Origin of the sequence: Flavobacterium sp. (assembly GCF_046296355.1) — a bacterium.
Taxonomy (GTDB): domain Bacteria; phylum Bacteroidota; class Bacteroidia; order Flavobacteriales; family Flavobacteriaceae; genus Flavobacterium.
In genome coordinates this window covers 16,308-33,217 of sequence record NZ_JBKBLM010000018.1, presented here as the reverse complement: position 1 = coordinate 33,217, position 16,910 = coordinate 16,308, and the positions used below count along the sequence as shown (strand labels likewise).

Annotated in this window: 15 protein-coding genes; 6 read left to right on the top strand and 9 right to left on the bottom strand. The window is 38.0% G+C overall.

Annotated elements, in window-relative coordinates; all coding sequences use genetic code 11:
* Window positions 1-26 precede the first annotated feature (26 nt).
* A complete protein-coding gene (locus ACK4HO_RS08540) occupies window positions 27-1,844 on the bottom strand; it encodes a GNAT family N-acyltransferase (protein ID WP_409664879.1) in 1,818 nt (605 codons plus the stop codon).
* Window positions 1,845-2,007: 163 nt separating this feature from the next.
* On the opposite strand from ACK4HO_RS08540, the gene ACK4HO_RS08535 reads away from it, so the two are divergent.
* From ACK4HO_RS08535 to ACK4HO_RS08520, 4 genes are all read left to right on the top strand, one after another.
* Entirely contained in the window at window positions 2,008-2,769 is a 762-nt protein-coding gene (locus ACK4HO_RS08535; protein WP_409664877.1) for an exodeoxyribonuclease III, read from the top strand.
* Between the two features lie 10 nt (window positions 2,770-2,779).
* A complete protein-coding gene (locus ACK4HO_RS08530) occupies window positions 2,780-3,364 on the top strand; it encodes a hypothetical protein (protein WP_409664875.1) in 585 nt (194 codons plus the stop codon).
* A 17-nt stretch (window positions 3,365-3,381) separates the two neighbouring features.
* Window positions 3,382-4,347: an OmpA family protein gene (locus tag ACK4HO_RS08525; RefSeq protein ID WP_409664873.1), complete on the top strand. Its 966-nt coding sequence runs from the start codon at window positions 3,382-3,384 to the stop codon at window positions 4,345-4,347.
* Window positions 4,348-4,494: 147 nt separating this feature from the next.
* Window positions 4,495-5,529 carry an NADP(H)-dependent aldo-keto reductase gene (locus ACK4HO_RS08520; protein ID WP_409664871.1) on the top strand — a complete coding sequence of 345 codons (1,035 nt, stop codon included), beginning with the start codon at window positions 4,495-4,497 and terminating at the stop codon, window positions 5,527-5,529.
* Between the two features lie 34 nt (window positions 5,530-5,563).
* Here the strand turns inward: ACK4HO_RS08520 and ACK4HO_RS08515 are convergent, their stop codons facing one another.
* The 8 genes from ACK4HO_RS08515 to panC form a co-directional block, all read right to left on the bottom strand.
* Window positions 5,564-6,937: a PQQ-dependent sugar dehydrogenase gene (locus tag ACK4HO_RS08515; RefSeq protein WP_409664870.1), complete on the bottom strand. Its 1,374-nt coding sequence runs from the start codon at window positions 6,935-6,937 to the stop codon at window positions 5,564-5,566.
* A gap of 90 nt (window positions 6,938-7,027) precedes the next feature.
* The gene (locus tag ACK4HO_RS08510; protein WP_409664868.1) at window positions 7,028-8,977 is read right to left on the bottom strand and encodes a transglycosylase domain-containing protein; all 1,950 of its coding nucleotides are present in this window, start codon (window positions 8,975-8,977) and stop codon (window positions 7,028-7,030) included.
* The gene (locus ACK4HO_RS08505; protein ID WP_409664866.1) at window positions 8,977-9,435 is read right to left on the bottom strand and encodes a hypothetical protein; all 459 of its coding nucleotides are present in this window, start codon (window positions 9,433-9,435) and stop codon (window positions 8,977-8,979) included. The genes ACK4HO_RS08510 and ACK4HO_RS08505 overlap by 1 nt, the downstream gene beginning before the upstream one ends.
* A 19-nt stretch (window positions 9,436-9,454) precedes the next feature.
* A complete protein-coding gene (radA, locus tag ACK4HO_RS08500; RefSeq protein WP_409664865.1) occupies window positions 9,455-10,816 on the bottom strand; it encodes a DNA repair protein RadA in 1,362 nt (453 codons plus the stop codon).
* An 11-nt stretch (window positions 10,817-10,827) separates the two neighbouring features.
* Window positions 10,828-12,078 carry an alpha/beta hydrolase-fold protein gene (locus ACK4HO_RS08495; protein WP_409664863.1) on the bottom strand — a complete coding sequence of 417 codons (1,251 nt, stop codon included), beginning with the start codon at window positions 12,076-12,078 and terminating at the stop codon, window positions 10,828-10,830.
* Between the two features lie 57 nt (window positions 12,079-12,135).
* Window positions 12,136-13,101 carry a YbhN family protein gene (locus ACK4HO_RS08490; RefSeq protein ID WP_409664861.1) on the bottom strand — a complete coding sequence of 322 codons (966 nt, stop codon included), beginning with the start codon at window positions 13,099-13,101 and terminating at the stop codon, window positions 12,136-12,138.
* 4 nt (window positions 13,102-13,105) lie between these two features.
* A complete protein-coding gene (gene panD, locus ACK4HO_RS08485; protein WP_409664859.1) occupies window positions 13,106-13,456 on the bottom strand; it encodes an aspartate 1-decarboxylase in 351 nt (116 codons plus the stop codon).
* Between the two features lie 14 nt (window positions 13,457-13,470).
* Window positions 13,471-14,319 carry a pantoate--beta-alanine ligase gene (gene panC / locus ACK4HO_RS08480; RefSeq protein WP_409664923.1) on the bottom strand — a complete coding sequence of 283 codons (849 nt, stop codon included), beginning with the start codon at window positions 14,317-14,319 and terminating at the stop codon, window positions 13,471-13,473.
* Window positions 14,320-14,425: 106 nt separating this feature from the next.
* On the opposite strand from panC, the gene ACK4HO_RS08475 reads away from it, so the two are divergent.
* Entirely contained in the window at window positions 14,426-15,232 is an 807-nt protein-coding gene (locus ACK4HO_RS08475) for a glycogen/starch synthase (RefSeq protein ID WP_409664857.1), read from the top strand.
* An 18-nt stretch (window positions 15,233-15,250) separates the two neighbouring features.
* Complete coding sequence (locus tag ACK4HO_RS08470; RefSeq protein ID WP_409664856.1) at window positions 15,251-16,900, top strand: DUF4270 domain-containing protein; 1,650 nt, start codon at window positions 15,251-15,253, stop codon at window positions 16,898-16,900.
* Window positions 16,901-16,910 lie beyond the last annotated feature (10 nt).

The window sequence follows — 16,910 nt, the reverse complement described above, 5'->3', positions numbered from 1 at the left end:
ACTAAATGAGTTGCCTTTTTTTATGCTTAATTATAATTCTTTTCTTTTCGTTCGAGTTCCGCTTGGAATTCCTCCATGACCGGTTTTACCGTGCTTTCGGGTAAATCGGCGATTCTGATGTACATTAAACCATCGACGGCATTGTTGAATAATGGGTCAACGTTGAAAGCTACTACGCGCGCATTTTGCTTGATGTATTTTTTAATCAATACCGGTAATCTCAAACTTCCCGGTTCTACTTCGTCAATGATTTTATCGAATTTATTCAAATCCGCTTCGGTTTCATTGAAGACAAAATCTTTGTCGGCGTCTTTAAGTTTTACCTTAAATTCTTTTTTCGGGTGAATGTATTGCGCCACATAAGGATCATAATAATGCGACTTCATAAACTCAATCATGAGTGATTTAGAGAATTCTGTAAATTGGTTACTGATACTCACGCCGCCAATTAAATATTTGTGTTCCGGATAACGCAAAGTGGTGTGTACAATACCTTTCCAAAGCAGGAATAACGGCATTGGTTTTTGTTGGTAATCACTAACAATAAACGCTCTTCCCATTTCAATGGATTGCGACATCATGCCGTACAATTCCGGTTCAAATCGGAACAAGTCTTGCAAATAGAAACCTTCGATGCCGTGTTTTGGGAATATTTCTGCGCCCAATCCCATGCGATACGCACCGGCAATTTGTTGGTTTTCATCATCCCAAAGGAACATGTGATGGTAATAATTGTCGTATTGGTCAAGGTCGATAGATTCATTAGTCCCTTCGCCAACGGCTCTAAAAGTAATTTCGCGCAAACGACCAATTTCGTGTAAAATATTCGGAATCTTATCGGCAGTTACTAAGAAAACCATGTAGTTTTTGCTGTGCAACAAGCGATAATCACCTTGTTTTAAGACTTCCACTTCTTCAATGATTTTGTCGTGGTTGGCCGGTTTTACGATTTGTTTCGGACTTTTAGGGGTTTTTAAATTTAGGTTGAGGTTGAGGTTTTGCGAACTCAATAGTTTGGACTCTTCGTTGAACGAGTTGGCCAACATATAAGTCTTTCGACGTAAAAATTCTGAGTATTCCTCGATGGTTTTGTGCTCGTTTTGTTCGGCCACCGAGATTGGTTTACCGATACGCACTTTAATCACGCGGTCTTTTTGGGTCAACAATTCCGAAGGCAATTTGGCTGTTCTGAGTGTTGGATTTATTTTAGATAAAAAGTAAAAAAAGCGACTGTTTTTAGCGTGAAAATAAATCGGAACTACCGGGACTTGTGCTTTTCGGATTACTTTAATCGCGCCTTCTTCCCAGGCTTTGTCAACTACTAATCGGCCGTCTTTATAGGTTGACACTTCTCCGGCAGGAAACATACCCAAGGGTTTTCCATCGCTTAAATGGCGCAGTGTTTCCTTGATACCAATGACACTCGATTTAGCATCTTTATGATTCTCAAAAGGATTCACCGGCATGATGTATTTTTTCATCGGTTCGATACGATGCAACAGGAAATTGGCAATGATTTTGAAATTGGGTTCTCTTTCGAGCATTAATTTCAATAGCAAAATACCGTCTATTCCGCCAAGCGGATGATTGGAAATGGTAATATAAGCGCCGTCTTTGGGTAATCGTTTTAAGTCGTCTTCAGGGATTTCAAACTTAATATGTAATTCATCCAAAATGGCGTTTAGGAATTCTACATCGCTCAAATGTTTGTTACGGTCGTAGAGTTTGTTTAAGGTCGAAATTTTTAAAGCTTTCATTAATAGCCAGCCACAAAAAGTTCCGAAAACCCCATATTTATCAGCGTTTATTGCTTTTGCAACTTCTTTAGCAGTAACTAAACCCATTTATACCTTTCAATTTTGAGTAAGAAACAAAGATAGTAATTCTACTGAAATAGCTTTCAGAAAATGCAGAAATCGCTAAGTAAACTTTAATTTTTTATTATGTTTTTTGGGTTTCAAATGTTTTTGTTTTTAGCTACTTTTGGGAAAACTAATGTAAAGCTTAATGAGAATTATTTCTTATAACGTAAACGGCATTCGTGCAGCGATATCCAAAGGATTTTTGAATTGGTTGCAGCAAGCCAACCCCGATATCATTTGTCTGCAGGAAATAAAAGCCACCGAAGACCAAATTCCGTTGCTCGATGTGGAACTTTCGGGTTATCCTTATCACTACTGGTTTCCGGCTACTAAAAAAGGGTATAGTGGTGTGGCGATTTTGTCTAAAGTCAAGCCGAATAATGTAGTTTTCGGAACCGGAATTGAGCACATGGATTTTGAAGGCAGAAATCTTCGCGTTGATTTTGACGATTTCTCGGTGATGAGTTTGTATTTGCCTTCGGGAACGAATATTGAACGATTGGACCACAAGTTTATGTACATGGATGACTTCCAAAATTATATAGACGAATTAAAAAAGGAAATTCCGAATTTGATTATCTGTGGCGATTATAACATTTGTCACGAAGCGATTGATATTCACGATCCTATTCGCAACAAAACCGTTTCCGGATTTTTACCGGAAGAACGCGCTTGGTTGGATAAATTCATGAAAAGTGGTTTCATTGATACGTTCAGATTCTTCAACAAAGAGCCTGATAATTACAGTTGGTGGAGTTATCGTGCCAATGCCAGAGCCAATAACAAAGGTTGGAGAATTGATTATTGTTTGGCCAGCGAACCGTTGAGAAACCGATTGAAAAGAGCTGTGATTTTACCCGAAGCCAAGCATTCCGACCATTGTCCGGTTTTGGTGGAAATTGATTAAAACACTAAGCATGGAAACTATTTGTTCAAATTGTCAAACAGCGCATAATCATGAGACAAAATATTGTTTGGATTGTGGGCATTTGTTACCGGTTAAGGAATTGGAAAAAACAGCAGCGGTAGTATTTGGTTATAAACCAAAGAAAAAGATACATCCCATCCTATTAGTAATTTTTGTAGCATGTTTTTGGGCTGCCTTTTTTGGAATATACACTTTACTAAATCCGTCAGTTGATGCACTAAATTCGCCAGTTGATGCACTAAATTCGCCAGTTGATGCAGAACTTGCCCAAATAGCAGAGAACATGAACAGAGGTTGTCCTTTTCAGGTTGATGAAATAACGGTGTTGGTAAATGTTAAGGCATTGCCTAACAAAACCCTTCAGTACAAATACAAATTGAATGATATCACAAAAGCAGAAATCAATTTAGATACGATAAAAAAATATGTTTTCCCCAATCTTTTGAAAAACATAAAGGAGAATCCGGAGGGCAAATCATTACGATATAAACAAGTTACCATCAAGTATAATTACTCAGATAAAAATGGAGAACACGTTACGGAATATGTAGTTACTCCCGATATGTACAATTAAAATAAATAAAATAACTTATGATAAAAAGAATAATTTTAGGAGTAGTAGTATTGACTTTACTGTCCTCTTGTGTGTCAAAAAAAATCTACAATGATTTAGAGAACAAATACACCGATTTAAAAAAAGAGAATCGTTCGTTGTCGGATGAAGTGGATGAATTGCATAAGGCCAATGCCGAGTTTGATTCGGTCAACAAGTCCTTGATGACAGAATTGTCCAAACTCAAAGCCGATAGAGACAAATTGCAAGCGGATTGTACTGCTACGACAAATAACTTAAAGGCTTTACAAGAATCGTATGCTGCGTTAGAGAAAAACAGCAATGATGCTTTGGAAACCAACATGAATAAAAACCGCGAGTTGTTGGCGCAACTGGAAGCCAAAGAAAAAGCCTTGGCAGCCGAGCAAGACCGTTTGAACAAATTGAGAGACGAATTGGCTTCAAGCACGCAACGTTTGAACGAATTGGAAAGCATGATTGCGGCGAAAGATGCTGCTATGAAAAAATTAAAAGACACTTTGTCAAAAGCACTGAACGCCTTTGAAGGAAAAGGTTTGACAGTAGAAATGAAAAACGGGAAAGTATATGTTTCAATGGAAAATAAATTGTTGTTCCAAACCGGAAGTTGGGCCGTAGGTTCAGAAGGAAGAAAAGCTGTGGTGGAAGTGGGTAAAGTATTGGCCCAAAATCCTGACATTACCGTGTTGATTGAAGGTCATACCGATAATGATAAAATCCTTGGAAGCATTGGCGGCGGCATCGAAAGCAACTGGGATTTATCGACTAAAAGAGCTACGGCGATTGTGAATATTTTAGGCGAAAATGGCGGTATTCAAAAGAAGAATTTAACCGCTGCCGGTCGTGGAGAATATGCGCCAATTATGAGCAATGATTCTCCGGAAGGCAAAGCCAAAAACAGAAGAATTGAAATTATTTTGACTCCGAAATTGGATGAGATTTCCAAAATGTTGAACGAGTTTTAAGAAATAGGCGCTAAGGTGCTAAGAGACTAAGGTTCTGAGTTTTTTGCTTAGAACCTTTTTTGTTTCAAACGATTCCAAAAAATGTGTTAATCGGTTGAAATTAACGGTTACAATATTTTACTTTTGCGCAGCGAAAATGCAATACCAATGAACTACACTACTTTACCGAATACAGATATTAAAGTCAGCAAAGTCTGTTTGGGCACCATGACTTTTGGCGAACAAAACACCGAAAGCGATGCGCATGCTCAATTAGATTACGCCGTTGAAAAAGGGCTTAATTTTATTGATACCGCCGAAATGTATCCGATTGCGGCACGTCAAGCGACTCTAGGGCTGACTGAAAAATACATTGGTACTTGGCTAAAGAAAACCGGAAAGCGAGATGATTTGGTTATTGCTACTAAAATAGCCGGACCCAATCGCGGGATGGAATACATTCGCCAACCATTAAATTTCTCAAAGCAAAATATACATGAAGCGGTTGAATTGAGTTTGAAAAACCTGCAAACAGATTACATCGATTTGTACCAAATGCATTGGCCGGAACGCGTGATGAACATGTTTGGGCAACGTGGTGTTTCTAAAATTGACAACCAATGGCAAGACAATTTTTTTGAAGTATTGAGCGTTTATGACGGTTTAATCAAAGAGGGGAAAATCAAGCACATTGGCGTTTCGAATGAGAATCCTTATGGTGTGATGAAGTTTTTAAATGAAAGCGAAAAACACAATTTACCAAGAATTGCTACCATTCAAAATCCGTATTCTTTATTGAATCGCTTGTTTGAAGTAGGTTTGTCCGAGATTTGTTTGCGCGAAAATGTGGGTTTGATGGCTTATTCTCCTTTGGCCTTTAGTTTCTTAACCGGTAAACATTTGAATGGTACACAACCGACTTCAAGATTAGGATTGTTTCCACAATTCACTCGATATTCTAATGAGAATTGTCACAAGGCGACAAAGTTGTATCACGAATTGGCACAAGCCAACGGATTGACGTTAACCCAAATGGCGTTGGCTTTTGTAAACCAACAAGGTTTTGTGATGTCAACCATTATTGGAGCTACTACGATGGAACAACTTAAGGAGAACATTGCGGCTTTTGAAGTGCAATTGTCTTCAGATGCCATTGCCGATATCAACAAAATTCAAGCAGTATTTCCTGATCCTGCGCCTTAATAATAAATGGCTAAAAGGATTTTTATTCGCAAAGTTATTCCACGACCAATTTAGATTGGAATGAATTTCCGGATTGATTTTTTACTTCCACCAAAAACATACCTTTGGCAATACCGGATATGTTTATGGCATTGATTTCGCTGTCATTAAGGTCTTGGCTTAGAATAATTTTGCCTGATAAATCGATAATTTTCACTGATTTTAATCTGATGGTATTTTCATTTTTCAGAAACAATTCCGTTTTAGCCGGATTGGGGTATAATCGAATGTTATTTTGAGCAAAATTATCCGTGCTCAATGAAGTATCTATGATTTTATAAATTGTGCCACCAACGGCTACATACAATTCTCCGTCTTTGTCTTCTCCGAAAGTCGTGGTCGAGTAATTAGCTCCATCGTAGTTCCAAGTGATACTTCCGTCTGGATTTACCCAGCCAATTTCTCCGGAACAGTAATCGGCAAATAAGTATTTGTCTGCAAAATTAGGATAAGTAGTTCCGGTGTAAAGATAACCTCCGGTAATAGAACAACGAATGGGTGAACCGTGAGCGTAAAATGTAATTGGAGCATAAGTTGCACTATAAGCAGGACAGCCCGAATTATTGTAAGTTGCATTTGCTTCGTAACAACGCCATCCAAAATTTAAACCGGTGTTGGGAATCGGAGCGCTAACTTTATTGATTTCTTCAAGAGCATTCTGACCTACATCGGCAATCCATAAATCGCCATTCAGTCTGTTAAAAGAGAATTTCCATGGGTTTCTTAAACCAATGGCCCAAATTTCATCATTACCGGCAATACCTAGATAAGGATTTGTAGGAGGAATGCCATAAGGCGAAGCTGAATCTACATCGAGGCGCAACATTTTACCTAAATTCTCATTGATGTTTTGTGCTCTGTTTCCGGGATCGCCGCCACTGCCGCCATCGCCCATTCCGATGTATAAATAACCGTCGGGGCCAAATTTAATAGTACCGCCATTGTGATTGCTGTAAGGTTGTGCTACAGTAAGTAAAACCGTTCCGCTCGCAACATCCGCTACATTAGGGTCTGAGGAAACCGTATAACGGGCAATTACGGTAGCGCCATCACCGGCACGAGTATAGTTGACATAGAAATAACCATTGGTAGCATAATTAGGATGAAAAGCCAAGCCTAGCAAACCTCTTTCACCACCGGAAAGAATAACGGTGCTCAAATTTATAAAAGGAGTGGTATTCACCGTTCCGTTAGCATTCAAAACTCGGATTAAACCGGCTTGTTGTACTACAAATAGTCGGGCATCATTGGCCGGATGAGTAATTTCAACCGGAGAAGAAAAACCGGTAGCAAAACTTTGCAATCCGATGGTTTGGGCAAAAGAAGTCATAGTCAAAAGACCAAAAACGAAAGGTAGAATTTTTTTCATAGCTAATAGGTTTTTGGTAAAGTTAAAAATAAAACCATTACAATCAAAGGGTTATGAAAAAACGCAATCTTGATAGTTTAAATAGTGCTTTTAAAAATTAAAATCGTCAACACTTAAACTATCTTGATCAATAGTAGTCGGCTTTTGTTTAAGGTACATTTTCGCCGGTCCGGTTATATCCAAAGCAAAGTTGCCAATCGTGTCGCTAACGGTAATGAGGTTTCTTTGAAACATCAATCGCATTAAGAAATCGTTGTGTTGTTGGGCAAAGGGTTTGAATTTTTCACTATTCTCCAAACGAGACATAAAGCCTTTAGGTTTCGGAATGATACCGGCCAAAAACAAGCACTGATTTACATTTAAATCCTGAGGTATTTTATTGAAGTAAAACCGCGATGCTTCGCCAATACCATATACATTTGGTCCCCATTCTATAATGTTGAAATACACTTCGAGCATGCGTTCTTTGGAGCTGATTCGGTTGTTTTCTAGAATGTAAACCAATAGGATTTCTTCCAGTTTTCGGGATAAGGTTTTTTCACGGGTTAAGAATACATTTTTGACCAATTGCATACTAATCGTACTGGCACCACGGGTGAATTTTTTGGTTTTGATGTTTTTGACAATTGACTGTTTGAAAGCAGAGTTGATAAACCCACGATGTTCAAAAAACGACGGATCTTCACTGGTTAACACACATTTTCTTAAGTAAGGCGAAATGGCGGAAAGCGGTGTGTAGTTATAGTTTGAATTCCCAACAATGATAGGTCTTTGCTCTACACCATTGTCAATCGCACGATAGGTGAATTCACTGTTGATTTTGTTTAAATCGGCTTCCCCATATTTGGTGATTTTTAAACCTTCGGGTTTTAGTTTGCTGTCAAATATGATGTCGTTTGGTTTGTGGTCATTGTATTCAAAATTAAGGGCATAACTAAAATTGCCTTGTGCTTCCATGCCTTCAAAATGGTGGAATAAACCGGTTGGTAACGAGGTAATGAAATCGTTGGCTTTCATTTTAGGAATGGTCAATTTGAGGGCATAAATTTTATCGTTTTCATTGGTGTATGAAACATACGGATGACATTTGATATTATTCAATTGCACGGTTGACGTACTGTCTAATGCCATAAATCTCGGGCCGACAATCCAACGGTAATCAAATCGGGCGTTTTTAACAACCACATCTTTGCTCGCAATTTTGGGATGATTGACCATTAAATTCTGTATAGATGAATAACCGTCAATATGCAAATTGCCACTGTCCATCGAAAGATTGTCTAAGTTGAAATGAATCGATTTAAAACCCGCTTTCAGGTTGAATTTTTGGTCCAAATAAGGAAGGCGTATGGTGTCGCTTTTTGGGTTGAAGAATTCCAAATCGGCTTTTCGGTCTCTTGGATCGGCAAAACCGTTGATGGCCCATTGTTGGGAAAAACCATTCGCGGTGACATCAATTAAAGTGTTGAGTTTTTTATCGGCCAAAGCCAATTGGGTAAAATCGAAAACCACTTTGTTGCCCTTATCATTAATCTTAAAAGCAAAGCCTTTGACGTGCATATCGGTTGGTACCAAATCCATTAAATTGGAGGAAATTCGGTTTAAAAGTTTGGCATAATTGACTTCTGAATTGTCCGTTTTCTCTTTTTTAGAACGAAGAAAAGCATCGAAGTTGCTGCCGGTTTTGGTTTTTACCAATTGGATATAACCTTTGTTGATTTCGAGTTTTCCCAATTGAATATCACCCATGAATAATTTCCAAAAACTCACCTTGGTTTTCAATTCGTCAATACGAACCAAAGTATCTGCGTTTTTTGGCACTAAAGTAATTTGTTGGAATTCAAGACTCGTTAAGCCCTGAAATTCGGCTTTGGCAATGGTAAAATCACATTGGTAATCGCGCTCCATTTTGGCATCAATGCGGTGAATGACTTTCTCTAAAATGGTATTTCGAAAAGCAAAAAGCAACACTATCCCAAGCAGTACAACAATACCGCCTATTTTGAGGACTAGGAATGCTTTTTGTTTTTTGTTTTTCATTATTCTGTTTTGTCAACGTTTAAACCCAAGCATATGATATTGGGTAAATAATCATAGTTAAATCGATGGGAAATATGTACCGTATAAGTTCCTTTTGACAGCTTAACATTTTTTTTGAACGTTTGTTTTAAATCACATAAATCGCCCAAACAATCGCCTTTGTCTTTTCCTTTGTCATCTTTTATAAGCAAGTCAAAGAATAGAATTTCTGTTTTGCCTTTCGGATTAGTGATGCCTACTTCTATCGGAACACTTTCAAATTGATAGTTGTATATATGGCTTATTTTTATAGAAAAGTCGTAGTTTTTGCTTTCGTCATCAATCAAAAAAGTAAACATTTGGACTTCTTTTTTGGGCCATTGATTTGCGGTAAAATCGTCTTTGGTCTCAGAGAATACATTTTTGCTGTTGCAGGAAAAAAACAAGCAACTCAATAGCAATAGGCTTTTTATTTTCATAAAATAATCTTTAAATTATTTACCCAAACAACTGCTCAACCACTTCTTCAATTTTAGAGACTAAAACTACTTTTATACCCGGAAATTTAGTTGCAATTTTATTGTATTTAGATACAAAGATAGTCGCAAAACCTAATTTTTCGGCTTCTTGAATGCGTTGTTCTACGCGATTCACCGGACGGATTTCACCTGACAAACCCACTTCGCCTGCAAAACAGACATCTTTGCCCACAGCGATATCTTCGTTGGAAGACAAAATAGCCGCTACAACCGCTAAATCAATCGCCGGATCATCCACGGAAATGCCACCTGTAACGTTTAGGAAAACGTCTTTGGTGCCCAAACGGAAACCGGCGCGTTTTTCTAAAACCGCTAAAATCATATTTAATCTTTTGGCATTGTAACCGGTTGTGCTTCGTTGAGGTGTGCCATAAACGGCTGTTGAAACTAGGGCCTGAATTTCTATCATCAACGGTCGCATGCCTTCTAAAGTGGAAGCAATGGCGGTCCCTGACAATTCTTCTTCTCGATGTGAGATTAATATTTCGGAAGGATTGGACACTTCTCTTAAACCTGAACCTTGCATTTCGTAGATGCCTAATTCGGCAGTAGAACCAAAACGGTTTTTGAGCGAACGCAGGATTCTGTAGACGTGATTTCTGTCGCCTTCAAATTGCAAAACGGTATCGACCATGTGTTCTAAAATCTTGGGTCCGGCGATGTTGCCGTCTTTGGTAATATGACCAATAAGAATCACCGGAATATTGGTTTCTTTGGCGAATTTAATCAGTTCAGCAGTCGTTTCTCTGATTTGAGAAATACTTCCGGCAGTGGATTCAATATAATCCGTATGCAAGGTTTGAATCGAATCGATGATGACAATATCGGGTTCGGTTTCTACGATGTGGCGGAAGATATTTTGGGTTTTGGTTTCGGTTAAGATGTAGCAATTGTCGCTGTTCGGATTGATTCTTTCCGCTCGCATTTTAATTTGCTTCTGACTTTCTTCGCCCGAAACGTATAAGGTTTTATAAGGTAATTTTAAAGAAATCTGTAACAGCAACGTACTCTTTCCGATTCCTGGTTCGCCACCCAATAAGATTAACGAACCGGGCACGATACCGCCACCGAGTACGCGGTTTAATTCGCCGTCAGTGGTGTCCATTCGCACTTCTTGCGTCGAATCGATTTCTTTGATGCGAAGTGGTTTTGAAACTCTTTTGGAATCAGACGTATCAGGTTTCCAACTCGACTTTTCTTCCTTTTGAATAATCTCTTCGGCTATGGTGTTCCATTCTTTACAGGCATTGCATTGGCCTTGCCATTTGGCATATTGGGTACCACAATTTTGACAAAAAAAAGTAGTTTTGAGTTTCGACATTTAGGGTATATTTATTCTGGTTTTTTTTCTTCGGCAGGTGTTTCTGATGGCGGTGTATCTGTTGGAACTTCCTCAGTTGGCGGTGTTTCTTCAATCACTTCCTCTTTTTTGTTTTTGAGTTCTCCTTTTAAGGCATCGGCTCTTTCGAGCATCATGTCTTTGGTCAAATCACCAATTTCGTCTTTTTGGAAAGCGGTTTGGTAACTCTTGATGGCTCTTTTGGTGTCGCCTGTTTTTTCATACATCTGTCCCAAATGGTAATCTGCCAGCATGGATTTCGGGTAATTTTTTCGCGCTAATTGAGACAATTCATCGAATTCTACGTAAGCTTTGTTTTTCAAAATAGCGGCTTCAATGGCTTTGAAATCATTGATTCTGATTTGCAGTTTTAATCCTAAAGAGTTTTCAAGTACCGCATATTTATCGACTAAATATTTGACATAACCCGAAGGCAATACAGCGATTTTTTCTTGGAACTCTACCGTTGAAATTGGTTGATAAACTGAGAAAATTTGGTACAAAGCACTCGGAATAGCATGTAACACTAACGAATAATGTGAAGCACCTTTGAACTCTTCATAAAGATAGTTGAGTTTAGGATTTTTTACATTTTTTACCGCAGCGTCTAAGGCTTGAATACGGGTTTTCATTTTTTTCATATCACCTTCGGCAGTACAATGGTAGTAGAAAGTAGTTTGTTGCATCGCTGCTAATCTCTCCGGAATTTGTTCTTCCATTCCTTCCGGGAGTTCAGGGCTCATGGAAATGTAAGCATTGAATATGGGTTGATCTTTGTACAGATAGCAGTTCAAAAAGGCTGCGGTGGTGTCTAATCCGGCCACCATTCTGAATGGTGCGACACGAAAGTTTTTTTGGATACTCGGAATCAATTCCATCCCCACAAATTCGAAGAAATCGGCTCCTTTTTCCGAAGGCAAACCGGTAGTTTCATCGAAGGTACAATCGGTTTCGCGTTCGTTGTTTTTGTTTTGACTAATGGCTACCACAATCACTTCGGGTAAATCATCCCAATAGTAACCGTAACTCAAAGCGCCTTGAAAAGCATCAAAAAGAAAATCACCGTCAAAAAGGATTAGTAAAGGATATTTTTGGGCTTTGTTTTTATCGTAAGATGGCGGAAGTCCGATTTTGATTTCGCGGTCTTCGTTGAGTTTTTGAGAAGTTATAGTGTCTGTGATGGTTCTTTGGGCCAATAAATTACCCGAACAAACAAACAGCAATAGTAAAAACAATTGTTTCATGGAAAATGTTTTTTGGTTAAATAGAGTCGTTGCTAAAATGATTAGCAAGATAGTAAATTATTTATTTCTATTGAACACCGGAAGCAAAACATAGGAAATCAATCCGAGAAGAATAGCCAGGATTGTTTGAGAAGTCCAAACCAGCCAACCAAAGGCAATGCCAATATCATTTGAAATACCGTAAAGTGAGAATATCAAAGCGATTGAAAAAGGATAAGCGCCCAATCCACCGTTAGAAAACCCTACGGCTAAGCTACCAAAAATAAAGCCCATGATGATGATATCAAAGCTTATTTCTGCTGTTTCGGGTAAGGCAAAAATGGCCACATAAAACATGCTGAGGTAAGAAATCCAGATGAAAAAAGAGTGGAAAATGTATTTCCATTTGTCTTTCATTTTCAAAACGGTCGTCATGCCTTCAATTAGCCCTGACAATTTTTCCTTGAGTTTTAAGATGATCGGCCATTCGGCATAAATCCAAATGAGCAAAAAAATCACGCCCATGGCAACAGCTGCAATGCCGTAATAAATTAAGTATTGTAAAGAAACATTTTTACTCAATAAGAACTGATAAATGGCGTCAAACTGAGAGATGAATCCAATTAAAACAAAGAGTAAAAAAATAAGTAAATCGACAATTCTTTCAGCAACGATAGTTCCGAAAGCTTTGTCAAAAGGGACATTTTCATATTTTTTCAGCAAGGCAGCACGAGAAATTTCACCCGAACGCGGCACGGTCAAATTGACCAAATAGGAAACGCAAACGGTAAAAAAATTGTTGTGGAATTTGGTTTGGTATCCCAAATGATTGAGGGCAAATTTCCAGCGATAGGCTCTTGACCAATAGCCTACACAGGCAATCATAAGTGACAAAACAATAAAAGAGTAATTGGCCTTTTGAAAGCTTCTCTTTATTTTGTCAATTTCATCCGGTTTTAGTGTGGTGTATTGGTAGTAAATGATGCCTATTCCAATAAAAAGAGGAATGAGAATAGTCAGCCATTTGCTAATTTGCTTTTTCAAGTGCTTAGGTCAGGGAGTTATCTTTTTCATTTGGAAAAACCATCCAAGGTTTGAATGTTTTGGCTTTTTCAAAATCCATAGTGGCATACGACATGATGATGATGATGTCATCTTTTTGCACTTTTCGGGCTGCCGGACCATTGAGGGTTATTTCTCCGGAGTTTCTGAGGCCTTTGATCACATAGGTTTCAAAACGTTCTCCATTATTTACATTTACAATGAAAACTTTTTCGCCTTCAATGAGGTTTGCGGCTTCCATTAAGGTTTCGTCAATGGTAATGCTGCCAATATAATTTAAATCGGCACCGGTTACTTTTACACGATGAATTTTAGATTTTACTACTTGAATTTGCATGGGGCAAAGGTAAATTATTTTAGTGAAATAGTGTCAATCAATCGAATATTGTTGACAAAAACGGCGATAAACGCACGGTATTTTTTGTTTTTGCTTTTTCTGATACAAGGAAGCAAAGAGGCTTCGTCGGCAATTTGGAAATACTCCAAAGTAAAATTTGAATTTTGGTCGAATGTCTTTTTAACCCAATGACTTACTGCTGCGGCCGATTTTGTGGGGAATAATTTCTTGGCTTGTAAAAGGGTTTTATAAATGATAGCGGCTTCTTTCTTTTCGGTATCCGATAATCTTTCGTTGCGCGAACTCATGGCCAATCCGTTAGGTTCTCTGAAGATTGGGCAGCCTATTACTTTGACCGGTATTTTTGCTTTTTCGACCATTTTTTTGACAATCTGCAACTGCTGAAAATCTTTTTCTCCGAAGTAGGCATGGGTTGGTTTTACAATTTCAAAAAGTCTTTTGACAATCGTTCCTACGCCGTTGAAATGACCGGGACGAAATTGGCCTTCCATTTGGTTTTCCAAACCGTCAAAATCAAAATGTTGGGAAACCGTATTGCCGTTGTAAATATCCTCTACGCTGGGTGCATAAACGATAATTTTGTCGGAAACGGATTTTATTTTTTCAATATCGGTTTCTAATGTTCGCGGATATTTGGCTAAATCTTCCTGGTTGTTGAACTGCGTCGGATTGACAAAAATACTCATTACCACTATGGAATTGTTCTTCAATGCATCAGACAAAAGCGATAAATGTCCTTGGTGAAGTGCACCCATAGTGGGTACAAAGCCAATGGTAGTTGTGGCGTTTGAAACAGTAGCTAAATAAGAAACTAATTCATTTTGAGTGTTAAAAATGAGCATTGGCTTTCGGTAAATGAGTTGCAAACTTACTATTTTCATAAATAACTGCATAAATTTTTGTACTTTTGCCTGTTTTTTATTGCCAATAAATAAAGTAAAATAGATTATGGAAGATAAGAGGATATTGTATGTATCATCTGAAGTGGTGCCTTATCTGGCTGAGAATGAGGTTTCTTTAATGTCGTATGACGTTCCAAAAATGGTTAATGATCAAGGCGGGCAAATAAGAATTTTTATGCCAAGATATGGGAACATCAACGAAAGAAGGCATCAATTACACGAGGTTATCCGATTGTCGGGAATGAATTTAGTAGTGAATGATTTGGATATGCCATTGATTATCAAAGTGGCTTCTATACCTAAAGAGAGAATTCAAGTTTATTTTATTGATAATGATGAATATTTCAAACGCAAAGCAACCTTCAGCGATGAAGATGGTGTGATGTATCCCGATAATGACGAAAGAGCCATTTTCTTTGCCAAAGGCGTTGTGGAAACCGTTAAGAAATTAAATTGGGTTCCCGATATCATTCACGTTCACGGTTGGATGGCCGGTTTGTTGCCTGTTTACATGAAGCATTATTACAAAGACGAAGCTTTGTTTTCGGACACTAAAATTGTGACTTCGGTTTACAGTCAATCTTTTGAAGGGACTTTAAATGCGGAAATGATTAACAAAATTAAGTTTGACAATATTCCTCATGAAGCCATTCAAGAATTGGAATTGCCTAACTATGAAAACCTTATCATGTCTTCCATTCAACACTCAGATGCGGTGATTATTGCCTCTGAAAACCTGTCGTCAAGTTTAACAAAATTTATAGAATCTTCAGGAAAACCTTTTTTACCTTTCGCCTCGAAAGATAAATTTTCAGAAGCCTATACCAACTTCTATAAGGAAATGCTCCCCTAAAAATAATTATTAAGATTTATGTTTAAAAAATCGTACGTACAAAAGATTTTATTCGGGCTTATTGCCCTTTCTTTATTTGCCGCTTGTGACAAAGATTTCAATGAATTAGGAACAGACATCGTAGGTGATGACCATTTTGGTTTTGAAAGATACACCGATGCTAGTGTCAAAGCTTACAACCAAAAATTAGGCCCAATATCTTCTAATAATTTACCGATTAATCCATTGGGCTTTTATTCCAATCCGGCTTTTGGAACCACTCAAGCTAATTTTGTAACCCAAGTGGAATTAGACAGTGAAAATCCGACTTTCAACAATGTCGACCCGGAAGATTATGATGTTGATCCGACAGAAATTGACAGTATCATTTTGGATATTCCTTATTTCAGTACTTTAAAAAGCACAGATGAGGCAGGACTTAAAGTTTATGAGTTAGACTCTATTTACGGACCTGAGAATTCAAAATTCAGTTTGAGTATTTACCAGTCGAATTATTTCTTGAGAGATTTAGATCCCAATCAATCTTTTGCCGAACCCCAGCTTTTTTATACCGATAAAGATGCGGAAATCAATGCGCACAAAATTCCCCTTTTATTGAATGACGCCCCGCTTAGTGGCGATAATGCTGACGGGCATGAAAATACCCAGTTTTATTTTGATAAAAGAGAGCATAAAACAGTCGCGTTAAATGATGACGACGAGGAAGTTGAAACCAGAACAGCTCCGTCAATGAGATTGCATTTGAACAAATCCGTATTTACCAATTTACTTTTAAATGCGCCAAGTGGACAATTGGTCAACAACAATGTGTTTAAGAATTATTTCAGAGGGTTATATTTCAAAGTAGAAAACGGAAATCCGGGACAGATGGCGATGATTAATTTCTTAGGTGGAAAAATAACAGTGTATTATAATGAAGATAAGGAAACCGTCACAAATGGTATTCCAACCTATGAAAGAGAGTTTAAGACACTAGTCATGAACTTGACAGGAAATACGGTTAGTATGCTTAACAATTCTAACGAAAACACCGATTATTTATCGGCCACGGCCAACAATACTGACGAAGCATCAAAATTGTATCTAAAAGGTGGTCAAGGGTCAATCGCAGTGATTGATATTTTTGGTCCTGATGCGGATGATAATGGCATAGCCGATGAAGTAGAAGTGATTAAAGCTAATGGTTGGTTAATCAACGAAGCCAATCTTACTTTTTATGTTGACAGAACCGCCATGTCTGACCCCAAAACGATAGAACCAACTCGTATTTTTTTATATGATTTGAACAACAATAGGATTTTAGTCGACTATACATACGACTTTAGCACTAATTCAACTTATCCTAAATTCAACAGATATGTTCACGGGGGCATTTTAGAATTGGAGGATGTAGATAATGGCAGAGGAATCAAGTACAAAATCAGATTAACCAATCACGTTAGAAACTTGATTTCAAACGATTCTACGAATGTGAGACTCGGACTTTCAGTAACGGAAAGCATTAACAATGTTGGTTTTTCCAAATTGAGAACGGCTAACAGTACTACTGATAGCGCACCAAACATGTCGGTGTTGAGTCCGTTAGGAACCGTGCTATACGGCACCAATCCGGCAGTTCCGGATGACAAAAAAATAAAACTTGAAATTTATTATACCAAACCTGATTAATACGTAAAGT